The following is a 17,724-nucleotide window of genomic DNA, read 5'->3' as shown; positions in this document are numbered from 1 at the left end:
TGGGTTCCTCGGTCGGTCGCGCGGTGCGCTGCCCGCGGGCGGCTGTTATCCGCAGCACGAACTCTTCGCGGCCGGGGCGGCCTCGGTCTCGGCTGCGGGCCTGGGGCCGCAGCACGAGGCCTTCGCGGGCTTCGCGGCCGGGGCTGTCCCGGTCTCAGCCGTGGCCTCGGCGGCGGTTTTGGCTGCGGGCCTGGAGCCGCAGCACGAGCTCTTGGCCTCGGGCTTGGCGGCGGGCAGCGGCTCGCTTTGGGCGGCCGCCCAGAACAGCTGGCCGAGGTTCTGCTCGGTGACAGACATGGGGCTCTACTTCCTTCCAGCGGGTTGTGCGGTGTTTTCTCCGGTCTGGACTTTGCACAGTTCGGCGAGGCGGCTGTCGCGGGTGAGAAGCTCCACCGGCGTGCCGGACTCGACGATCCGGCCTTCTTCGAGGACGAAGACGCGGTCGAGGTCCTCGACGAGGGTCAGCCAGTGGGCCACGACGATCGCGGTGCGCCCTTCCAGCAGCCGCCGAATCGCCGCCAGGACGGTCAGCTGCCGGGCCGGGTCCACGCTGGACACCGCCTCGTCAAGGATGATCACTTTGGGGTTGGCGAGCATGGCGCGGGTGAGGGCGACGAGTTGCCGCTCCCCGGCGGAGAGCCGGGAGCCGCGCTCGCCCACCCTGGTCTGGTAGCCGTCGCCGAGTTCGGCGATCACCTCGTGCGCGCCCAGCGCGCGGGCGGCCTCGACGATCTCCTCCTCGGTCGCGTCGGGGCGGCCGAAGCGGATGTTCTCCGCCACGGTCCCGTCGAAGAGCTGAGCCTCCTGGGTGACCAGCAGGATCTGCTCGCGTACGGAGGACTTGGTCACCTGTGACAGGTCGTGGCCGTCGATGCGGATCGTGCCCGAGGTGGGCGTGTAGAAGCGGACCAGCAGCTGCATGAGCGTGCTCTTGCCGGCACCGCTGGCGCCGACGACACCGACGTGTTCGCCGGGGCGGGCCTCCAGCGACACGTCGTGCAGGACCTGTGTCCCGTCGTCGTAGCCGAATCCCACGCGGCCGATCTGCAGATGGCCCCGGACCTCACGCAGCGGGTAGCCGGTGTCGTCCTCTTCCGGCAGGTCCAGCACCTCAAGGATGCGCTGGGCCGAGACCGCCATGTCGGAGGCCTGGCCCAGCTGGTTGGCGACGTCGCGGACCGGGTTGAGCATTCGCTTGGAAAACAGCGCGAACGCGGCCAGTGTGCCCGCGGCCAGGGCGGCGCCCTGGGCCATGCCCATCGAGGCCATCATCGTGTCGGTACCCAGCAGCATCCAGGTCATCGGCATCATGCCGGCGGCCAGGTCGAAGAAGAAGCCTGATCCGAGCGGGTGGCCGTTGATGATCTGAAGGCCGCCGAAGAAGATCAGCAGTGCCAGGGCGATGTGGACGGTGAAGCCGAGGTAGGAGGTCAGCCAGAGCCGTTTGGTGGAGAGTCTGTTGTGGACAGCCGTGTAGCGGGCCGATCGCTGCTCCAGGTCGGCCATCATGGTGTCCTCGCGGCCGAAGGCGCGGATGTCGGCGAGGCCGTCGATGCGCTGGTTGAGGTAGCCGACCATGCCGTCCCACGCCTCGCGCTGGTGACGGGTGTCGGCCTTGAGATGGCGGGTCCAGCGCAGCGCGATGAGCACCATGAGCGGGATGACCACGAGCGTCGGCAGGGCCACCCCGGGACTGAGGGCGAGCAGGAACACCGCGAAGGCGATGAACCACACGGCGCTCTGCACGAGTTCCATACCGGTCTTGGTGATGTATCCGCGGAACCGTTCGGCCTCGAACAGGACCCGGGTGACCCAGGTCCCGCTGGCCTGGGAGACATGACGCGACAGCTGGACGTTGTGCAGCCGGGCCACGAGGTCGTTGCGCAGGGTGACGGTGATCCGCTCGTTGACCCGGATCATCGCGATGTTGTAGGTGATGCGGATGATGTTGTCCAGGACCGCGAGGACCACCAGGTTGATCGCCGTTCCGGCGACGGCTTCCATGTTGCCCGTGACGATGTGGCCCACGCCGAGCATCACGGCGTACATCTGGGCGATCGTCATGACGGAGCTGAGGATGGTCACCAGGGTCGCCAGGGCGATCCATCCGGCGTGGGGCCTCAGGTAGGGAAGGAAGCGCCGCACCGCCCGGCGGAGTGTCTGGTTGACCTCGCCCGGGTCGAGGGTGGCCGTCGGCACAGCCGTCTCAGCCATTGCCCTGGCCTCCTTCCTGTACGCCGGCCGGCGCCAGCGGCCGACTCGCCGCCCCGCCGCCCGCCTCGCCGCCCGCCGTGTCGGTCTGGTCGTCAGCCGTCTCGTCGGTGAGGGAGTCGGGGGGCACCAGCGCGCCGTTCCTGAGCGCGATGACGCGGTCGACGTACCGGGTGACGGCGAGTTGCTGGGTGGCGATGATGAGCGTGCGGCCCTGCCGGACCCGCACGATGGTGTCGAGCAGTTCGGCCTCGGTTTCGGCGTCGAGGTTCGCGGTGGGGTTGTCCAGCAGCAGGACCGCGGGATTGACCAGCAGTACGCGGGCCAGGCCCACGCGCTGGCGTTCGCCGGCCGACAGGTCAACGGCGTTGGCGGCGAGCGTGCGGGTCAGCGGGAAGTCGCCGAGGCCGGCGGCGGCCGCCGCCTCGGCGATCTGTTCCGGTGTCGCGCCGGGCCGGGCGAAGCCGATGTTGTCGGCCAGCGTCCCCTCGAAGATCCACTGCCGTTGCGGCAGGCACACGACCTGTCGCCGTATCGACTCCAGGTCATAGCCACGGACGTCGACGCCGTCGTAGGCCACGACCCCGGCCTGGGTGTCTCGCAGCCGGGCGAGCGCGTGCAGCAGGGTCGTCTTGCCGCTGCCGGTAGGCCCGACCAGGGCGACCGCCTCGCCGGCCCGCACGGTCAGGCTGACGTCGTCGAGGACCCGCCGCTCGCCGATCTCGACGGCGAGGCCGGTGGCCGACAGCGCGCCGCCGGGCGCCGGCATGGGCAGGGTCTGCGGTTCCACGGTCAGCACGGGCCGCGCGTCGATGATTCGCAGTAGTCGTTGCGCGATGACCACCGAGCGAAAGATTCCGTTCGCGTGCATGGTCACCATGTGCATGCTCATCTGGACCATCATGATCAGCGCGGTGAGGGCGACGAGGCTGCCCACGGTGATCTGGCCGTCGACGACCGCGTTTCCCCCCAGCCACAGGGCGATGGGGGTGGGCAGTGCGCCCACGACGTTGAGGATGGCCTCCCACCGGCTGTAAGTGGTCTTCATGCTGCCCCTGCGGGCGGAGAGCTCTTCGTTGATCTTGTGGAGCCGATCGGAGGCGGCGTCCTCGCGGCCGAAGGACTTCACCACCCCGATGTTGGACAGGGATTCCCCGACGCCCGACAGCAGGTTGGTGAACTGTCCCTTCACCTCGCCGAACACTCGTGACAGGCGCCCCTGGACGGTCAGGTTGCCAAGGATCACGATCGTCAGGGGAATGGAGGCGATCAGCGTGGTGCGCACATCGATCAGCAGCGCCACCAGGTACATCACCGAGGTGACGAGGATCTGGTTGATCAGTTCCAGGATCCCGCCGTTGGTGAGGCCGCGTACGAAGACCGCGTCGGAGACCAGGCGGGTCAGCGCCCGGCCGCCGGCGGCCTCGGCCGTGTCGGCGGGCCCCAGGTGCAGGAGCTTGCGGAACAGGTCGTGGCGTAGGTCGTTGACGGCCTTGCTCGCGACGTTGAAGCGCAGCTGCTTGCCCAGGTGGAGCAGAGCCGCCGAGGCCGCACCGATGGCGAGGACTCCCAGGGCGACCCCGAGTAGCAGGCCGGGATCGCCTCCCAGCACGCCGGTGTCGATCGCGACGCGGATGATCAGGGGGATGGCGATGGTGCTCAGCAGTCCGGCCAGCATGGTGGCCGTGGCCACGATCATCGCGCCGCGGTAGCGGAGCGGGTAGCCGTAGATGAAACGTAGCGCGTGAAGTGACTCTTTCACGTCCCTCTTCCTTCTGGCCGGGCCTGCGGCGTGCGGCGCGGTCCACACCCGTGGGGGCGCGGACCGCGCCTGGTTACCCGTGGTGGCCGTGGCCTAGTCGCAGCACGCACAGGCGCAGCTGCATTCGGCGCCGTCTTCGGCTGCGTCCTCGATCCCGCTGGTCTCACAGCAGCCCGAGCCGATCATGTCTTCCGCCATGTCGTCCTCCTTGCTGATTTACTAATTCCAAGATTATCGAATCAGATCCTCTGGGCCTCGTCAAGGAACCGCGACCCCCTGTCGAACCGGCGAGCGTCAGCAGCAGGAGGTGTGCGGTTTGTCGACCTCGTCTTCGGCGTTCTCCAGCGGCTCGACACGCAGATCCAGCTGTTTCATGATCCGTTCGTGGTCGCGGGTGACCTCTTCACGGCTGTTGCCGGCCACCACGATGCGGCCGAAGGTCCCGCCGCGCGGGTGGTTGATCGCCAAGACCGCCTCCCCGGGGCTGACGTCGAGCTCGATCACGGGTGCCACCGGCGACTCCAGGCCCTCGATGGCGCGCAGGGCCTCCTCGCGGTACCACAGCCTTCCTTCCTTCTCGAAGACGATGCTGTGGTACATCCCGACGGCCGCCTGCGGGATGTCGGGCTGGATCTGCCGGCCCAGGGCGGCCTCCACCGCCGCCAGCGTCAGCTCGTATCCGGTGGTCGCCGCGATGAGCGCGACGCCCTGTCCTCCCGACACCCGTGGGTTGACCTCGACGACCTTCGGCCCGTCGTCGGTGAGGATGAACTGCAGCAGCGCCACCCAGTTGTCGAGCCCGAGGGCGGACAGGACCCGTTCGGTGAGCTCGCCGAGCCGGGAGTGCTCCTCTTCGGCCAGGGCGCTGGGGAACCAGCCTCCCAGCTTGACGAATTTCGGTGGTGGGCCGACCTCGCCGGTGAACACGTACAGGATCTTCGTCCGACCGTCCGCGCGGCTGGCGAACACGCCGATCTCGGGACCGATCAGATACTCCTCGACGAGCGCGCTGTCGCGACCGCCCTCCAGAATGTCCGTCACAGCCGTGGAAACCTCGTTGGCGGTGGCGCAGTGCATGAGCCCGGCCGCGCTGGAGGCGTCCCGGGGTTTGACGATGACGGGCAGGCCGATCTCCTGGGCGGCGCTCACCCCCTCCTTCGCGTCGCGAACGACCCGGTGCCGCGTCACGTCGATGCCGGCCTCGGCCAGGCGCCGGTGGGTCGCCGCCTTGTCGTTGCAGTTCCAGGCCGCCTCGCTGGTGATGCCGGTGGTCAGTCCCAGCCGCTCGCGCAGCATGCCGGCCAGCGGGACGAGGCGGTCGACCTGGCTGACCACCGCGGTGAAGGGCCGCAGGGCGTGCACGCGCCGGACCTGTGCCACCACCGCCTCCCAGTCGTCGAAATCGACCTCGATCGGGATGTCGGCCGCCGCGAGCAGGTCGAAGGAGATGGACTCGTCGGCGAAGCCCACCTCGTAGGTGGTGCGTTCCTTGAGCATCGTGACGGTGCGTCGGCCACCGAGGACGAGTACCCGCGTCCTGTCGCCTGGCGCGTGCGGTCCTGCGTTCTTTGACACGTGGAGGTCACCGTCCTCATATGGGGTGTCGCATGGGGCTAGCTCGTGGCCTGGTCGATGTGCGGCCGGAGGGTGTCGATGATGCGCCGGTAGGCGGGTGCCAGCGGGTTTTCGGTGTCGGCGTAGACGACGACGCGTCCGTACACCCCGCCGTCGGGGTGCTCCAGGGCCAGCACCCGCTCCCCTGGCTCGACGTCCATGGAGACCACGGGCGAGGGAGCGGCGTCTTCGGCGTCGGTGAGCGCCCGCGGGTCATAGCCGACGGTTCCGGAGGCGTCGAAGGTGACGCAGCGGTAGCGGGCGTATCGGGCCACTGGCGCCCGGCGGGTGACGGGTCGGCCAAGGGCCACCTCCGCCGCGGCCCGGACCATGTCCACACCGCAGACCGCCTCGGTGACCGCGCACAGCTGCCCGCCGGGGGGACGAGCGCTGACATTGATCACCGCCGGGCCCGAGCGGCCCAGCCGGATCTGCGTGTGGGCGATTCCGTTGTCGAAGCCGAGCGCGCGCAGGGTCGCGGCGACGAACCGGCCCATCTCGTGCTCGCCGCGCTCCCCCAGCCCGCTGGGGAAGTCGTAGCCGACTTCGAGCGGCCGCGGGCCGGGCGCGGTGTGCTGGGCGAGCACGCTGACCACCTCGGTGACGCCGCCGGCGGTGAGGGTCTGCACGGCGTACTCCGGCCCGTCGATGTACTCCTCGATGAGGAGATTGGGATTCGACTCGTCGCGCAGCGCCACCACCGCCTCGGCGACCTCTTTCGGGTCGCGGCACAGCCGGGTGCCCCGGCCCGCGGCCGCGATGATCTTCTTGATCAGCACCGGGTGGCCCAGCCGCCGCGCGATGGCCTGCGCCTCGCTGGGGTCGGCGACGAGGGCGTAGGCCGGCCCGGGGATATCGTCGGCTTGCAGGGCCAGGCGCATGCGCAGCTTGTCGTGGCAGTTCAGTGCCGCGGCCAAGGCCAGTCCGGCCACGTCCAGGCGGGCGGCCAGGAAGCTGGCCAGGGGAAGATGGGCGTCGTAGACGCTCAGCACGGCCTCGACGGGATGGGCGTCGTGCAGCCGCCGCAGCGCGGTCTCGGCCGCCGGCCAGTTGTCGAGGTCAAGGTCCAGCGGCACATCGACGGCACAGGTGAGGTCGAGCGGCGTGGGGTCGCCGAGCAGTACCGTGCGCACGTCCATCTGCGCCAGCACCTGCACGATCCGGCGGCCCGACACGCACACCAGGCTTGGCCGCCTGTCGTCGGCCGGCTCGGACATCGGCTCGGACATCAGCAGCACCTGCTCGCCACGCCGAGCCCGTGCGCGGAGGCCTGGCTGCGGATCTCCACCTGCCGGCACCAGGCGTGCAGCAGCGCGTTGCTGCTCCGGTCGGCCGCCTTCAGGGTGAGGAAGAGAGGAGTGCCCATCGCGCCGTAGCGGCGTTTGACCACCCCGTTGCCCCGGCCGAGGTTGAGCACGCGGGTGTCGGTGGTGATCGCCGCCTCGATGCTGTGGGCGATCATCGAATGGTACGGCTCGAAGACGGCGTAGTGCCCGGTCTGCAGGCCCGCGATCCACAGCGCCCACTCCCCGCCGAACTGCCACCCGCCGAACATGGCCAGTACCTCACCCGCCTCGTCGGCGGCGACGATCGTTCTCTCGTACGGCCGCAGGTGGCGGCTGAGGGCCCGCAGGTAGTGTTCGGGCAGCACCTCGACGGGGGTGTCGTGCTCACGCAGTACGGCGTGCGCGAGCCGGACCATCGTGGTGGCCTGCGGCCGGGCTTCGGCGATGACCAGGCCTTCGGCGCCCTGGCGTTGTTCACGTCGCAGCCTGCGCCGGCGGCGTCCGGGCAGGGTGTCCCAGTGCTGCGCCGGTGTGGTGCAGGTGGTGTCGAGCCGGTAGGCAGTGGTCAGGTGCGCGGTCGCGTATCCCTGCCCCAGCAGCCGTCCGGTCAGGTCGTCGGCCGGGGCGTTCGCGACCCCCCAGGCCCACGCCCCCAGCGCGGTGGCCGCGCGTTCCAGGCCGGTGACCAGCGCGTGCGCGGCGGCCCGGTGGCCGGGCAGTGCCAGCGGACCGCCGCGCAGTCCCGCGAGGCTGTGCGCGAGCAGGATGGGGCCACCCGCCCGCAGCGCGACCGGCGCGCCGAGAGTGAAGACGTACTCCAGGCGCGGGCACTGATGGACCAGGTAGGCCGGGCACACGCCCACCAGTTCCCGGCCGGCGTAGGCGAGCAGGTGTGCGGGCTCGAAAACGCCCGGGGGGGCCTCCTCGAAGGCGGCGAGCCACTCCCAGGCGTAGAAGATCGCGCCCTGGCACCGGGTCACCACGTCGTTCCAGGTGGCGCGGTCGATGCCGGCCACGCTGCGGACGAGTTCCACCCGGTAGCGATCGGCCGGCTCGCCGAGCACGTCGGGGCCTGCCAGTGTCGTCGCATGACTGGTCACGATCACCTCAGCAACAGGACTTGAATTCGCGGCTGTCTGATTCCTGACAGGCCAGGCCGTCGAGCCGGTTCACCCGCAGCCCGAGCGCCTGCCTGATACGGCGGACACCGTCGGCGACGTCGGCGGCCGCGTGGCCGAAGACCACGATCCGGCCGTACACCCCGCCTTCGGGGTGGTCGGCCGGCAGCACCGGTTCGCCCGGTGCGACCTCGATCTCGACGATCGGCGCCGTCGCCTGGACGAGATCCGACACGTCGATTCCCGTGTGGTAGGTCACGAAGCCGGGCTCGTCGAAAACGACGCTGCTGTACAGGGCGTGCGTGGCCTGTGGCCGCTCGGCGCTGACCGCGAGCCCGAGGGCGAGCTGGGAGACCGCCCGGGTCATGTCGACGCCCGACACCGCGGCCGTCATCTCCACCAGCCGGCCGCCTGGGCGGCGGGCGTTGACCTCCACGATGCGAAATCCGTCCGGTCCGCGGCGGACCTGGGTGTGGCTGACCCAGTCGCTCACCCCTAGCGTGGCCAGGGCCGAGGCGACGAGGTCGCCCAGGGCCGCCTCGTCACCGGTGCCGAGCCCGCTGGGATGTTCGTAACCGGTTTCGACGAACACCGGCGGCTCGGTCATGTGCTGGCGAAAGACGCTCAGCAGCCGGGTGCGGCCGTGCTGGGTCAGGGTCTGCACAGCGTACTCGGGTCCGTCGACGTACTCCTCGACCAGGACCCCGGGCTGGGTTCCAGACCCGGCCTCGGCCAGGACGGCCGAGGCCGCTTGCCGGACCTCCTGCGGGGTGAGGCAGTGCCGGACGCCGAAGGCGCCGGCCCCGTCTCGGGGTTTGACGACCACTGGCAGGCCGATGTCGGCGGCGATCCGTGCGGCGTCGTCGGCGTCGTCGGCCAGGCCGAAGGCGGGCACGGCGATTCCCGCCTCGCGCAGCCGGTTGCGGGTCCGCCATTTGTCGTGGCAGTTCCACGCCGCCTCGAGGCTGAGCCCTCTGGGGTCGGCGAGCAGCCGGCCCGCCAGGTGGGCCATCAGCGGGATCCGGGGCTCCACGTGGGTCAGGACGGCCGCGGGGGCGACCCCGTCGAGCTGGTCGCGGACCACTTTGAACACCAGCTCCCAGTCGTCGACGTCCACGTCGACCGGCACATCGGCCCACGGCATGCAGTGCAGCGGCACGCGCCGGTCCAAGTGCAAGATCCGGTAGCCCAGCTGGTGCAAGACAGTGAACTCCCGCTGGGCTCTGCCGCCGATGAGGACGACGGTGCCCGCCAAAATCGTGCCGTCGCCTGTCATCGGCGCTCCGTTCTTTGCCGCGGCTGTGCTCGATGTGGCCGCCTCGGTGCCTGCGTCGAGGTCTGCGCCGAAGCGGCCGGGCCCGCTAACAGCAGGTGTTGGCCTTCTTGACGGGTGCGGCGGCGGCCTGGGCGGGACGCTGCAGGGCGTCCAGCTTCAGCACCTCGACGATGCCGGCGACCTGGCCGATCTCCTCGTTTCTCAGGCCGATCTGCTTGGCGGCGGCCAGGAAGGAGCGCACCATCTCCTCCCGGCCCAGCAGCAGGGCCGCGGCCAGGGCCACCGCGGCTCGCGCCTTGGGGTCGAGCGCTCCGCCGTTGAAAACGGCGTTGAAGAAGTTCTGGTAGCCGTCGGAGAAGCTGGCGTGGCTGTCTCTGACCTCGGGGGCCAGCTGGATGAGCTGGCTGGCAATGCTGGGCGCCGCGGTCGCCATGGGAGTACTCCTTCGGGTGGTGTCAGCGTCGTGTCCCGGGCCGGAACGGCCCCGGGTGTTTCAGGTGCCGCTCTGCTGGGCGGGGTCGAGCGCCATGCGGGCGGCGGTGACCAGCAGCAGACGGCCCGCCTTGCGCAACGCGCTCGGCTCGATGCGGTCGGGGGTATCCAGCGGCGAGTGGTAGTGGGCCGCTCCCAGGCCGAGTCCCACCGCCGCCAGTCCGGCCGCCGCGTACTGGCGGTTGTCGGAGGCCACCGGCGCGACGGCCGGCGGGATCTTCAGCGTGCGGCCGGCCTGGTCGAGGATCTCTGCGATCGCTTCGGTGCCCGGCCCCAGGTCGACCGCGACCGCGCCGTTGAACTTGCCGGCCATGTCGAGGTTGACGGCATCGGGCCGGACACCGGCGGCGAGCAGTTCTGCCGCGTGCTGCCGGGATCCGCGGGCCCCTACCTCCTCGAGCCTGTGGGCGTGGATGCCGCCCTATCCTCCGCAGCAGCCGCTGCCGGTGTCGTCCAGATCCAGCTCGGCGAGTTCCAGCTCGACCGGGCCCGAGGCCGGCTCACCGCAACACCCCGACGTCACCGCGGCCGCGCTCTGGGCGGGGTCGGAAACGAATCCGCCGATCACGGGAGCGTCCGCGTCCTGTCGCGTCTGCATGGCCAGTTCCTCTCACTCGACTTTGGTTTGAAGAATCCTTAATTAGGAGATCATCGAATCATGGATGCTGTCAATGGAGTCCAGGCAAGCGGTTCTCACTGCGGGGCCGCCGGAGTGACCCGGCGGCCCGGACCTCAGGCAAGCAGCAGGTATGCGCCGGCGGCCACGGCGGCACCGACCGGCGGGGTGCAGAGCCAGGCGATCAGGAGATCGCGGACGGTCTTCTTGTTGAGCCGGGACAAATCGTTGGCCGCGATACCGGAGATGGCGCCGGCCGAGACCTGGGTGGTGGACATGGGCAGGCCCAAGGTGGCACCCAGCCCGACGAGGCTCGCGGTGGTCAGGTTCGCGGTGAACCCCTCCACGTGTGGGATCTTGATGACGGAGTAGGCCAGGCGATCAGCGATGCGCGAGCCGCCCACGATGCCGCCGAGGGCCATGGCGACGGTGACGGCCAGCAGCAGGGTGGTGGTCGTCATCCCGCCGATCATCGCGAAGGAGCCGATCGCCACGATCTTGGGGGCGTCGTTGAGGCCGCGGGCGAAGCTGGCGAGCCCGCTGGTCATCCAGTGGCCGATCCCGATCGCCTTCTGCGCCCTGGTCGGTTCCACGTCCGTCTGCGCGGGAGCGGTGGCGGTCATGGTCGCCGAAGCGCCGACGGGCGGCTCGGCGGAGGCGGCCTTTTTTCTGGCGGACCTGGCGACGATCTTGCGGGTGACGACTCCGAGCACGGCCGAGATCGCGTACGCCACCAGGATGCTGAGCAGCAGCGGCTGCACGACCTTCGCCAGCAGCCCGTTCCACTGGACGGCGTCGGCGGCGAACAGGCTGCCGGCACCCAGCAGTGACCCGACCAGGGCGTGGGTGGTGGACACCGGCAGTTTCAGGACGGTGGCCAGCACGACCCAGGACACGGTGCCGATCAGCACCGCGGCGGCGAAGGCCGCGGTCGGGGCGGCCGAGACGATCCCCTTGGAGAACAGGGCAGTCATCTTCGAGGCGAGGCTGAGCGACACCAGGCAGCCGAGGGCGGTGGTGACGGTTCCCCACATGATGGCGGTACGGATCTTGGTGACGCCCGCGCCGGCGAGCGTGGCGACGCCCTTGGGGACGTCATTGGCGCCGTTCGCCGCGGCGAGCGCCACGACGAGGATCAGGACGAGGACTTCCATGGAGCAGCAGCCTCCAGTGGTGGGGTGACGGGGGGCGTGATGGTCGCGGCATGCTGGATCGCGGCATCGACGAAGGCCTCGATGAGGGGGTGGATCGAGGCGGGCGTCGAGGACAGCTCAGGCTGGAAGAGGGTGCCGATGAAGAACGGATGGTCGGCCAGTTCGACGGCCCGGGGCGCCTTCTCGGCGTCCCAGCCGCTGATCACCAAAGAGCTCCGCTCGATGAGGCCGACGTAGTCGGGGTTGAGGCCGTACTTGCAGTGGAAGGTCTCGACCGTCTGCTCGGCGTGGGCGTAGACCGATGCCAGGCGGCTGCCGTCGCCCAGGAGAAGCGAGGCCTCCTCTCCCGCCAGGGAGCAGCACAGGGCGGTGATCAGGGGGGTTTCGGCATCGGGGTCGTACTGCACGTCGTCGGCGTGGGGCAGGTCCAGCACGTTTCGCGCGTACTCGATCAGGGCGTGCTGGAAGCCGCCGCACGTGCCCAGGTACGGGATGCCGCTTTCTCGGGCCAGCCGGATCGCCAGCAGCACCCCCTCCTTGGAGGAGTACGGCGATCCAGGAATCACCCATATGCCCGCATAGCCGGTCAAGGCCTCCGGGTCGGTGATGGTCAGGGGGGGAATCCAGTCGACCTCGACGCCCAGGTGCGGGATGAGGGCCTGCAGGCGGGGGTGGGCCGGTACCGTGGAGCTGCGGTCTCCGATCAGTGCGATCCGCGGGCGCTCGATCATTGCGTGTTCTCCTCGTGAATGCCGGCGAAACGGCCGGTCCAGACAAACCATGCGGCACCACCTCGTCCGTGCCGGCCTGCGTGCTCACCGCGCCGTACAGGACCAGCAGCGGGTGCACTTGGGGGCGCCGGGCCCTCAGATGGTCGGCGAAGGTGACCATTTGGGGCCGGTCGCCGATGTTGTGCACGCACAACACCTGATTCATCCCGTCGGCGCTGGTGCGCAGCGGCGCCCACAATCCGGGGCCGGCCTGCACAGGGCAGGCCGTGGAGTCCGGCGCGAACGCGCCGGCGGTGCGCCGGTTGCTCAGCGGCCCGCCCTGCCAGACAGGCGCGTCCGAGCGTCAGCGTCTCGACAAGCTTCCCCACAGCCACCGCCCGCGGAGAGCCGTCGCGATCCGGCGCGTGGGCGCTCACAGCAGGGGCCTGCCCGTCATGGCCACGCCGGGTGGGCACCCCAGCAGGGCCAAGACGGTGGGGGCGACGTCGGCGAGCGTGCCGCCGACGCGTACCTCGCGGGCCGCCGGCCCATCGGGAGCGGGAACCACGACGAGCGGCACCGGATTGGTGGTGTGCCCTCCATAGGGACGCGGGCCGCCGTCGGCACCGGGCCGCACCATCTGCTCGGCGTTGCCGTGATCGCCCACCAGCAGTACCCACCGCCCGGTCTCACGGGCCACCGCACAGATGGCGCCGACCGCCTCGTCGGTGTGCTCGGCCGCGGCCACAGTGGCCCGGGCGTCGCCGGTGTGCCCGACCACGTCGATGTTGGCGAGGTTGGCCACCACCAGCGCGACGTCGGTACGGCGGGCGGCCTTCGTCACCGCCGCCACCACACGCGGCAGGTTCATCCCCGGCGCGGACCGGTAGTCCGGTGGGCTGTCGGCGGCAATCCTCACGTGCTCCTCGACGTCGCGGACCCGGGCGTCACGGCCGTTGAGGTAGTAGGTGACATGCTCGAACTTCTCGCTCTCGGCGATGCGCACCGAGCGCAGCCCGTGACGCTCCAGCTCGTCGGCGAGCCCCCCGGAGGCGTCCGCGCGATCCACCAGCGGAGCGATCGCGGCCCGGGTGTCGTAGCGGGCCAGGCTCATTACTGTGACACCGCGCGGTTCCAGATGTGTCACCAGGTAGTCGGCGAGCTGCTGGATGCGGTCGCTGCGGAAGTTGGTGAACAGCACGGCGTCGCCGTCGCCTATCGCGCCCAGCGGAACGCCGCCGGCGTCGGTGACCACGCTCGGCCGCACCCAGACGTCGCTGGATCCGGGGCCCCCGATCGCGTCGCGCGGGTGCGCCACGCCGGTTCCGGTCCCGTCGGCCATCGCGAGCGCGGCCGCGCGGGTGAGCTCCAAGTCCCCGCTCTTGTCCAGCGCGTAGCCACGCCCCACCACGCTCGCCACCCGACCGGCGCCCGCTTCGGCGGAGAGCTTCTCGACCCGCTCCAGGTAGGCTGCCGCAGTGCCGTCGGCGACATCGCGACCATCGGTGATTGCGTGGATCCACACCGCGCGCACGCCCTCGAAGACCGCGATCCTCAGCAGCTCGCGCAGGTGGTCGACGTGGGCGTGGATCTGGCCGTCGGAGCACAAACCGACCAGGTGCAGGGCCCGTCCGCTCGTGGCGAGCCGCGCGCAGACCTCCTTCAGCAGCGCGTTGGCCGCCAGCGCCCCGCTGTCGATCTCCTGCTGTACCAGCAGGCTGTCATACGGTAGCGGCCGCCCGGCGCCGATCACCATGTGCCCGATCTCGGAGTTGCCGACCGTTCCCGGCAGCAACCCGACCGCCTCGCCGGACGCCTGGACCAGGGTCGCCCCCCGCCCGGAGGTCAGCCTGTCCAGATGAGGGGTTGAGGCCTGGCTGAGCGCGTTGCCTGGATCCGGCGGCGCGTGCCCCCACCCATCCAGCACCAATACGATGCCTCCCGCCGCCGGGCTCATCGGGTCGACACCCCGTCGGGGTAGAGCGTGTCGAGGGTCTGCCAGAACGTCGGGAACGACTTGGCGACGCAGCCCGGATCGCGGATCACCACCCCCTCGGTGCGCAGGCCCGCGATGGCGAAGCACATCGCGATCCGGTGGTCGTCGTAGGTGTCGATGACCGCGCCCGTCGGCCTGCCGCCGGTGATGGTCATCGCGTCCGGATACTCCTCGACGGAGATGCCCATCTTGCGTAGTTCGGTGGTCACCGCCGCGATCCGGTCGCATTCCTTGACCCGCAGGCTGGCGATGTTGCTGATATGGGTGCTGCCTTCGGCGAAGGCGGCCACGATCGCCAGCGTGGGCACCACGTCGGGCATGCTCTCCATGTCGACCTCGATACCGCGCAACTCACCGCCCTTGAGCGTGATCGCGTTGTCGTCGAAGGAGGCGGTGCACCCCATCCGCGTCAGCACCTCCACCAGGCCGACGTCGCCCTGGTGGGAGTCTGGCCCGATGCCCGGGATCGTGATCCTGCCGCCGAGGACCGCCGCGGCCGCCAGGAGGTAGGACATGCCGGAGGCGTCCGGTTCGACGGTGACCGGGCCGCCGCGAAAACTCTGCCCGGAGGCGACGGTGAAACGGGTGTAGCCGTCCCGCTTGATCCGCACACCCATCTCCGCGAGCGCCGCGATGGTCATGTCGACGTACGGCTTGGAGATGAGATCGTCAACAATGGTGATCTCCACGTCGCTTTCGGCCGCCACCGCGTTGATCAGCAGGCTGGAAGTGAACTGGCTGCTCACCGCCCCGCTGATCCGGGTGGCACCGCCCCGGAACGCCCCCCCGACGACCCTGATCGGCGGCGAGCCGTTGCCGCGGACACTGACCGCCTCGACACCGAGCGCGGGCAGCGCGGCCAGCAGGTCACCCATGGGACGCTCCTGCATCCGCGCGTTGCCGGTGATCGTGGTCACCCCGGACGCGTGACCGGCCATGGAGATCAGAAAGCGCAAGGGGGTTCCCGCGCCGCCCATGAAGATCTCCTCCTGCGGTGCTCTCATCGCCTCGCCGCTGGGCGTGACGTGAATGCGCCCCCGCTGCTCGTCGATCTCGACGCGCACGTGGCCCAAGGCTTCGATCCCGCGGGAGAGGTACACGGTGTCGTCGGAGATCAGGGCATTGTCCAGGGTCGTCTCCTGGCCCGACAGAGACGCGATCGCGAGATAGCGGTTGGTGTAGCTCTTCGAGCCGAGCACTTTCACCTCGGCGTCGACGGTGGCCAGTGGCCGTACGGTCAGTTCGGCCGCCTGGCGGCGAGGGTCGGGAGCAGATGAGGTCATCGCATGTCTCCTTGAGAGGAATGCCCGGTGCGTCCTGACCCCGGGCAGGGGCATGCCGGACGGCCGCCCGGCGAGGAAAACGCGCCGCTGCTGCGGCTATCTGCGCAGCACCCAGCCCCGAAGAGCCGGGGAGTTGTCCAGAGCCCTGCGACAGATGCGGACAGCCGCGGCGTCGGCCTGCTCCGGATCCGGACTCCGGTGGAAGAAGGTGAGGTCTATCCGCTCCAGGACGGCCCGTGAATGAAGGTGTTCCAAATCGTCGGCCGGAAGGGCCGCGGCCCACAGAATGTCAGTCACTAACTGCGATGCGATCTGGCGCCGAGCAGCCGCCCCGGTTGCGGTCAGCGTTACCGTGGCCACATACATTATTTTTTCTTCGGCGTTCTCACCCGGAATCTCAGCCGGCACCGGACGTCGGGACAGGCGGGAACGTCCCTGTGTTGCCGGGTCGCAGAGGCGGCAACAGTCGGCTGCTGCGATCACCTCCAGTAAAGATCGGCATATTTTCTACGGTAATTTCGTGGTATGTCCGGGTGGATATTCCGGTACGGAAACCGGGAATCACAACGCCTGCCACCCGCGCAAGGATCACTGCTCCCCCTGAACTTGTCGATGTTCGAACTGGCGTCAGGATCGGTAAACCGTTCCCATTTCGTTTAAGAACGTTCACTTTCGCCCGCCACCACTGTCGTATTTGCCGCTCCTTTGTGAAAGTGGTCAAGCCAGGCAGCAAGGTGCCCGGCAACATGGTGCCAGGGTGAAAGGAATCCGCCTGCCCGTGTATGCACTGGTCGCCGTCACCATGGATCGCACGGTGTGGCCGACCGGGGCGAGCACGGCCCGCGAAGCGGCCGGGTGAACTCCGCGACAGGTGATCGCGTCAACCCCTCTCGCGGAGACGTTTCCAAACCTTGACCGCAAGGCGTTGATTATGCCCCCGGCCCACGAGCACCTCCGGCGCGGACACACTCCAACGACCGGGCATCACCTCACAATTTCTCATCGCAACCGCCAGTGGCGCGCCACCGCGAACCCCGGTTCGGGCCGTCGCGGTGCGCAGCCTTCACTTGACATCGCGAGCGGGATGACATCTGATCGCACTGGTTATTTGACATGGACAGTTAAAGTTTCGTGCTATTTAATGAGCTCGACCACCATCGGGGGTTGGGGGGCGTTGTGCTTCAGGAATGGGGCTTAGACGGCCACGCGGATGCCATCTACCGCCTGGTGCTGACCCAGAAGGAATGGGGCATCGCGGAGATCGCCGCGAAGCTGGGAATCTCCGAGACGCATGTGCGAAGCACCATCGACAAGCTGGTGGAGCTCTCCCTCCTGCGCCGCTCATCGGGGATGTTGCGGCCCGCCAGCCCGAGCGTCGCCTTCCACTCCCTGCTCCAGCGCCAGCGAACGGAGTTGCTGCGCCGCCAGGAGGAGTTCATCGCGGCAGAGCACGCGGTCAACCGGCTGATCAGTGAGTACAGCGAGCTGTGCGCGGTCGGAGCCCGCAACGAATGCGACTGCCTGGAGAGCATGGAGGCGGTCCGGGCCCGCATCGAGACCCTGGCCCGCTCGGCGAAATCGGAGTGCCTGTCGTTCATGCCCGGCGGCGCCCAGTCACCGGAGAGCCTGGAGGCCAGCAGACCACTGGACGACGTACTGCTGATGCGAGGGGTGAGCGTCCGCACGGTCTACCTCGACAGCGCCTGCAACGACGCCTCGACGCTCGCCTATGCTCGCTGGCTGACCGAACTCGGAGGAGAGGTCCGCACCACGCCGACCCTGCCGCTGCGAACGGTGATCTTCGACCGGGAGATCGCGCTGGTCCCGCTCGACCCCCAGCACAGCAGCAAGGGCGCCGTGGAGGTCTGCGGGAGGGGAATCATCGCGGCGCTCGTCGCCCTGTTCGAGCAGATCTGGGCTTCGGCCACCCCGTTCGGCACCGACCCACGCTGCTGCCCGGAAAGTATCACCAAGCAGGAACAGGAACTGCTCCGGCTTCTCGCGCAAGGTCTCACCGACGAGGCCGTGAGCAAGAAGCTGGGGATCGGACTGCGCACCCACCGCCGCATGGTCGCCGACCTGATGGATCGGCTCGGCGCGCGCAGCCGGTTCGAAGCCGGCGTGAAGGCCGCCGAAAAAGGCTGGCTGACATGCTGACCCGAGACCCTCGGGAAACGTTTTGGGGCGCGCGGGTCTGGTCTTCACG

16 protein-coding genes are annotated in these 17,724 nt (G+C 69.5%); 1 reads left to right on the top strand and 15 read right to left on the bottom strand.

Annotated elements, in window-relative coordinates; translation table 11 throughout:
• Positions 1 to 45: 45 nt before the first annotated feature.
• The 15 genes from ACQP0P_RS24185 to ACQP0P_RS24115 all read right to left on the bottom strand — a co-directional run bounded on the left by ACQP0P_RS24185 (position 46) and on the right by ACQP0P_RS24115 (position 15,815).
• Positions 46 to 297, bottom strand: a complete 252-nt coding sequence (locus ACQP0P_RS24185; RefSeq protein ID WP_433381277.1) for a hypothetical protein — start codon at positions 295 to 297, stop codon at positions 46 to 48.
• A gap of 6 nt (positions 298 to 303) precedes the next feature.
• Complete coding sequence (locus ACQP0P_RS24180; RefSeq protein WP_433381274.1) at positions 304 to 2,214, bottom strand: ABC transporter ATP-binding protein; 1,911 nt, start codon at positions 2,212 to 2,214, stop codon at positions 304 to 306.
• Complete coding sequence (locus tag ACQP0P_RS24175; protein ID WP_433381271.1) at positions 2,207 to 3,973, bottom strand: ABC transporter ATP-binding protein; 1,767 nt, start codon at positions 3,971 to 3,973, stop codon at positions 2,207 to 2,209. Before ACQP0P_RS24175 ends, ACQP0P_RS24180 begins: the two co-directional genes overlap by 8 nt.
• A 294-nt stretch (positions 3,974 to 4,267) precedes the next feature.
• Positions 4,268 to 5,548 (bottom strand): ATP-grasp domain-containing protein, encoded by a 1,281-nt coding sequence (locus ACQP0P_RS24170; protein ID WP_433381268.1) that lies wholly within the window; start codon positions 5,546 to 5,548, stop codon positions 4,268 to 4,270.
• A 38-nt stretch (positions 5,549 to 5,586) separates the two neighbouring features.
• The gene (locus tag ACQP0P_RS24165; RefSeq protein ID WP_433381265.1) at positions 5,587 to 6,816 is read right to left on the bottom strand and encodes an ATP-grasp domain-containing protein; all 1,230 of its coding nucleotides are present in this window, start codon (positions 6,814 to 6,816) and stop codon (positions 5,587 to 5,589) included.
• On the bottom strand, positions 6,816 to 7,973 hold the full coding sequence (locus ACQP0P_RS24160; RefSeq protein WP_433381262.1) for a GNAT family N-acetyltransferase: 1,158 nt from the start codon (positions 7,971 to 7,973) through the stop codon (positions 6,816 to 6,818). Before ACQP0P_RS24160 ends, ACQP0P_RS24165 begins: the two co-directional genes overlap by 1 nt.
• 7 nt (positions 7,974 to 7,980) lie before the next feature.
• Positions 7,981 to 9,267: an ATP-grasp domain-containing protein gene (locus tag ACQP0P_RS24155; RefSeq protein ID WP_433381259.1), complete on the bottom strand. Its 1,287-nt coding sequence runs from the start codon at positions 9,265 to 9,267 to the stop codon at positions 7,981 to 7,983.
• A gap of 85 nt (positions 9,268 to 9,352) precedes the next feature.
• Complete coding sequence (locus ACQP0P_RS24150; protein WP_433381256.1) at positions 9,353 to 9,700, bottom strand: carboxymuconolactone decarboxylase family protein; 348 nt, start codon at positions 9,698 to 9,700, stop codon at positions 9,353 to 9,355.
• Positions 9,701 to 9,760: 60 nt separating this feature from the next.
• Positions 9,761 to 10,114: a M28 family peptidase gene (locus tag ACQP0P_RS24145; protein WP_433382041.1), complete on the bottom strand. Its 354-nt coding sequence runs from the start codon at positions 10,112 to 10,114 to the stop codon at positions 9,761 to 9,763.
• Between the two features lie 66 nt (positions 10,115 to 10,180).
• Positions 10,181 to 10,357, bottom strand: coding sequence for a hypothetical protein (locus ACQP0P_RS24140; RefSeq protein ID WP_433381253.1), 177 nt, complete (start codon positions 10,355 to 10,357; stop codon positions 10,181 to 10,183).
• A gap of 134 nt (positions 10,358 to 10,491) precedes the next feature.
• Complete coding sequence (locus ACQP0P_RS24135) at positions 10,492 to 11,529, bottom strand: inorganic phosphate transporter (RefSeq protein WP_433381250.1); 1,038 nt, start codon at positions 11,527 to 11,529, stop codon at positions 10,492 to 10,494.
• The gene (locus ACQP0P_RS24130; RefSeq protein ID WP_433381247.1) at positions 11,511 to 12,260 is read right to left on the bottom strand and encodes a CTP synthase C-terminal region-related (seleno)protein; all 750 of its coding nucleotides are present in this window, start codon (positions 12,258 to 12,260) and stop codon (positions 11,511 to 11,513) included. The genes ACQP0P_RS24135 and ACQP0P_RS24130 overlap by 19 nt, the downstream gene beginning before the upstream one ends.
• Before the next feature lie 412 nt (positions 12,261 to 12,672).
• Complete coding sequence (gene gpmI, locus ACQP0P_RS24125; RefSeq protein WP_433381244.1) at positions 12,673 to 14,166, bottom strand: 2,3-bisphosphoglycerate-independent phosphoglycerate mutase; 1,494 nt, start codon at positions 14,164 to 14,166, stop codon at positions 12,673 to 12,675.
• Positions 14,167 to 14,192: 26 nt separating this feature from the next.
• The gene (gene aroA / locus ACQP0P_RS24120) at positions 14,193 to 15,518 is read right to left on the bottom strand and encodes a 3-phosphoshikimate 1-carboxyvinyltransferase (protein ID WP_433381241.1); all 1,326 of its coding nucleotides are present in this window, start codon (positions 15,516 to 15,518) and stop codon (positions 14,193 to 14,195) included.
• Between the two features lie 96 nt (positions 15,519 to 15,614).
• Positions 15,615 to 15,815, bottom strand: coding sequence for a hypothetical protein (locus ACQP0P_RS24115; RefSeq protein WP_433381238.1), 201 nt, complete (start codon positions 15,813 to 15,815; stop codon positions 15,615 to 15,617).
• A gap of 867 nt (positions 15,816 to 16,682) precedes the next feature.
• On the opposite strand from ACQP0P_RS24115, the gene ACQP0P_RS24110 reads away from it, so the two are divergent.
• Entirely contained in the window at positions 16,683 to 17,675 is a 993-nt protein-coding gene (locus ACQP0P_RS24110) for a LuxR C-terminal-related transcriptional regulator (RefSeq protein WP_433381235.1), read from the top strand.
• The last annotated feature ends 49 nt before the right edge of the window (positions 17,676 to 17,724 follow it).

Origin of the sequence: Streptosporangium sp. CA-115845 (assembly GCF_050943795.1) — a bacterium.
Lineage (GTDB): Bacteria > Actinomycetota > Actinomycetes > Streptosporangiales > Streptosporangiaceae > Streptosporangium.
The sequence above is the reverse complement of the archived record's forward strand: the minus strand, read 5'-3'. Positions and strand labels throughout refer to the sequence as shown.

What these genes read in the sequence shown, in the direction of transcription:
- ACQP0P_RS24180 (WP_433381274.1), bottom strand. Translation starts at nt 2,214, where the DNA reads ATGGCTGAGACGGCTGTGCCGACGGCCACCCTCGACCCGGGCGAGGTC.
- ACQP0P_RS24150 (WP_433381256.1), bottom strand. Translation starts at nt 9,700, where the DNA reads ATGGCGACCGCGGCGCCCAGCATTGCCAGCCAGCTCATCCAGCTGGCC.
- ACQP0P_RS24135 (WP_433381250.1), bottom strand. Translation starts at nt 11,529, where the DNA reads ATGGAAGTCCTCGTCCTGATCCTCGTCGTGGCGCTCGCCGCGGCGAAC.
- ACQP0P_RS24140 (WP_433381253.1), bottom strand. Translation starts at nt 10,357, where the DNA reads ATGCAGACGCGACAGGACGCGGACGCTCCCGTGATCGGCGGATTCGTT.
- ACQP0P_RS24165 (WP_433381265.1), bottom strand. Translation starts at nt 6,816, where the DNA reads ATGTCCGAGCCGATGTCCGAGCCGGCCGACGACAGGCGGCCAAGCCTG.
- aroA (WP_433381241.1), bottom strand. Translation starts at nt 15,518, where the DNA reads ATGACCTCATCTGCTCCCGACCCTCGCCGCCAGGCGGCCGAACTGACC.
- ACQP0P_RS24155 (WP_433381259.1), bottom strand. Translation starts at nt 9,267, where the DNA reads ATGACAGGCGACGGCACGATTTTGGCGGGCACCGTCGTCCTCATCGGC.
- ACQP0P_RS24130 (WP_433381247.1), bottom strand. Translation starts at nt 12,260, where the DNA reads ATGATCGAGCGCCCGCGGATCGCACTGATCGGAGACCGCAGCTCCACG.
- ACQP0P_RS24185 (WP_433381277.1), bottom strand. Translation starts at nt 297, where the DNA reads ATGTCTGTCACCGAGCAGAACCTCGGCCAGCTGTTCTGGGCGGCCGCC.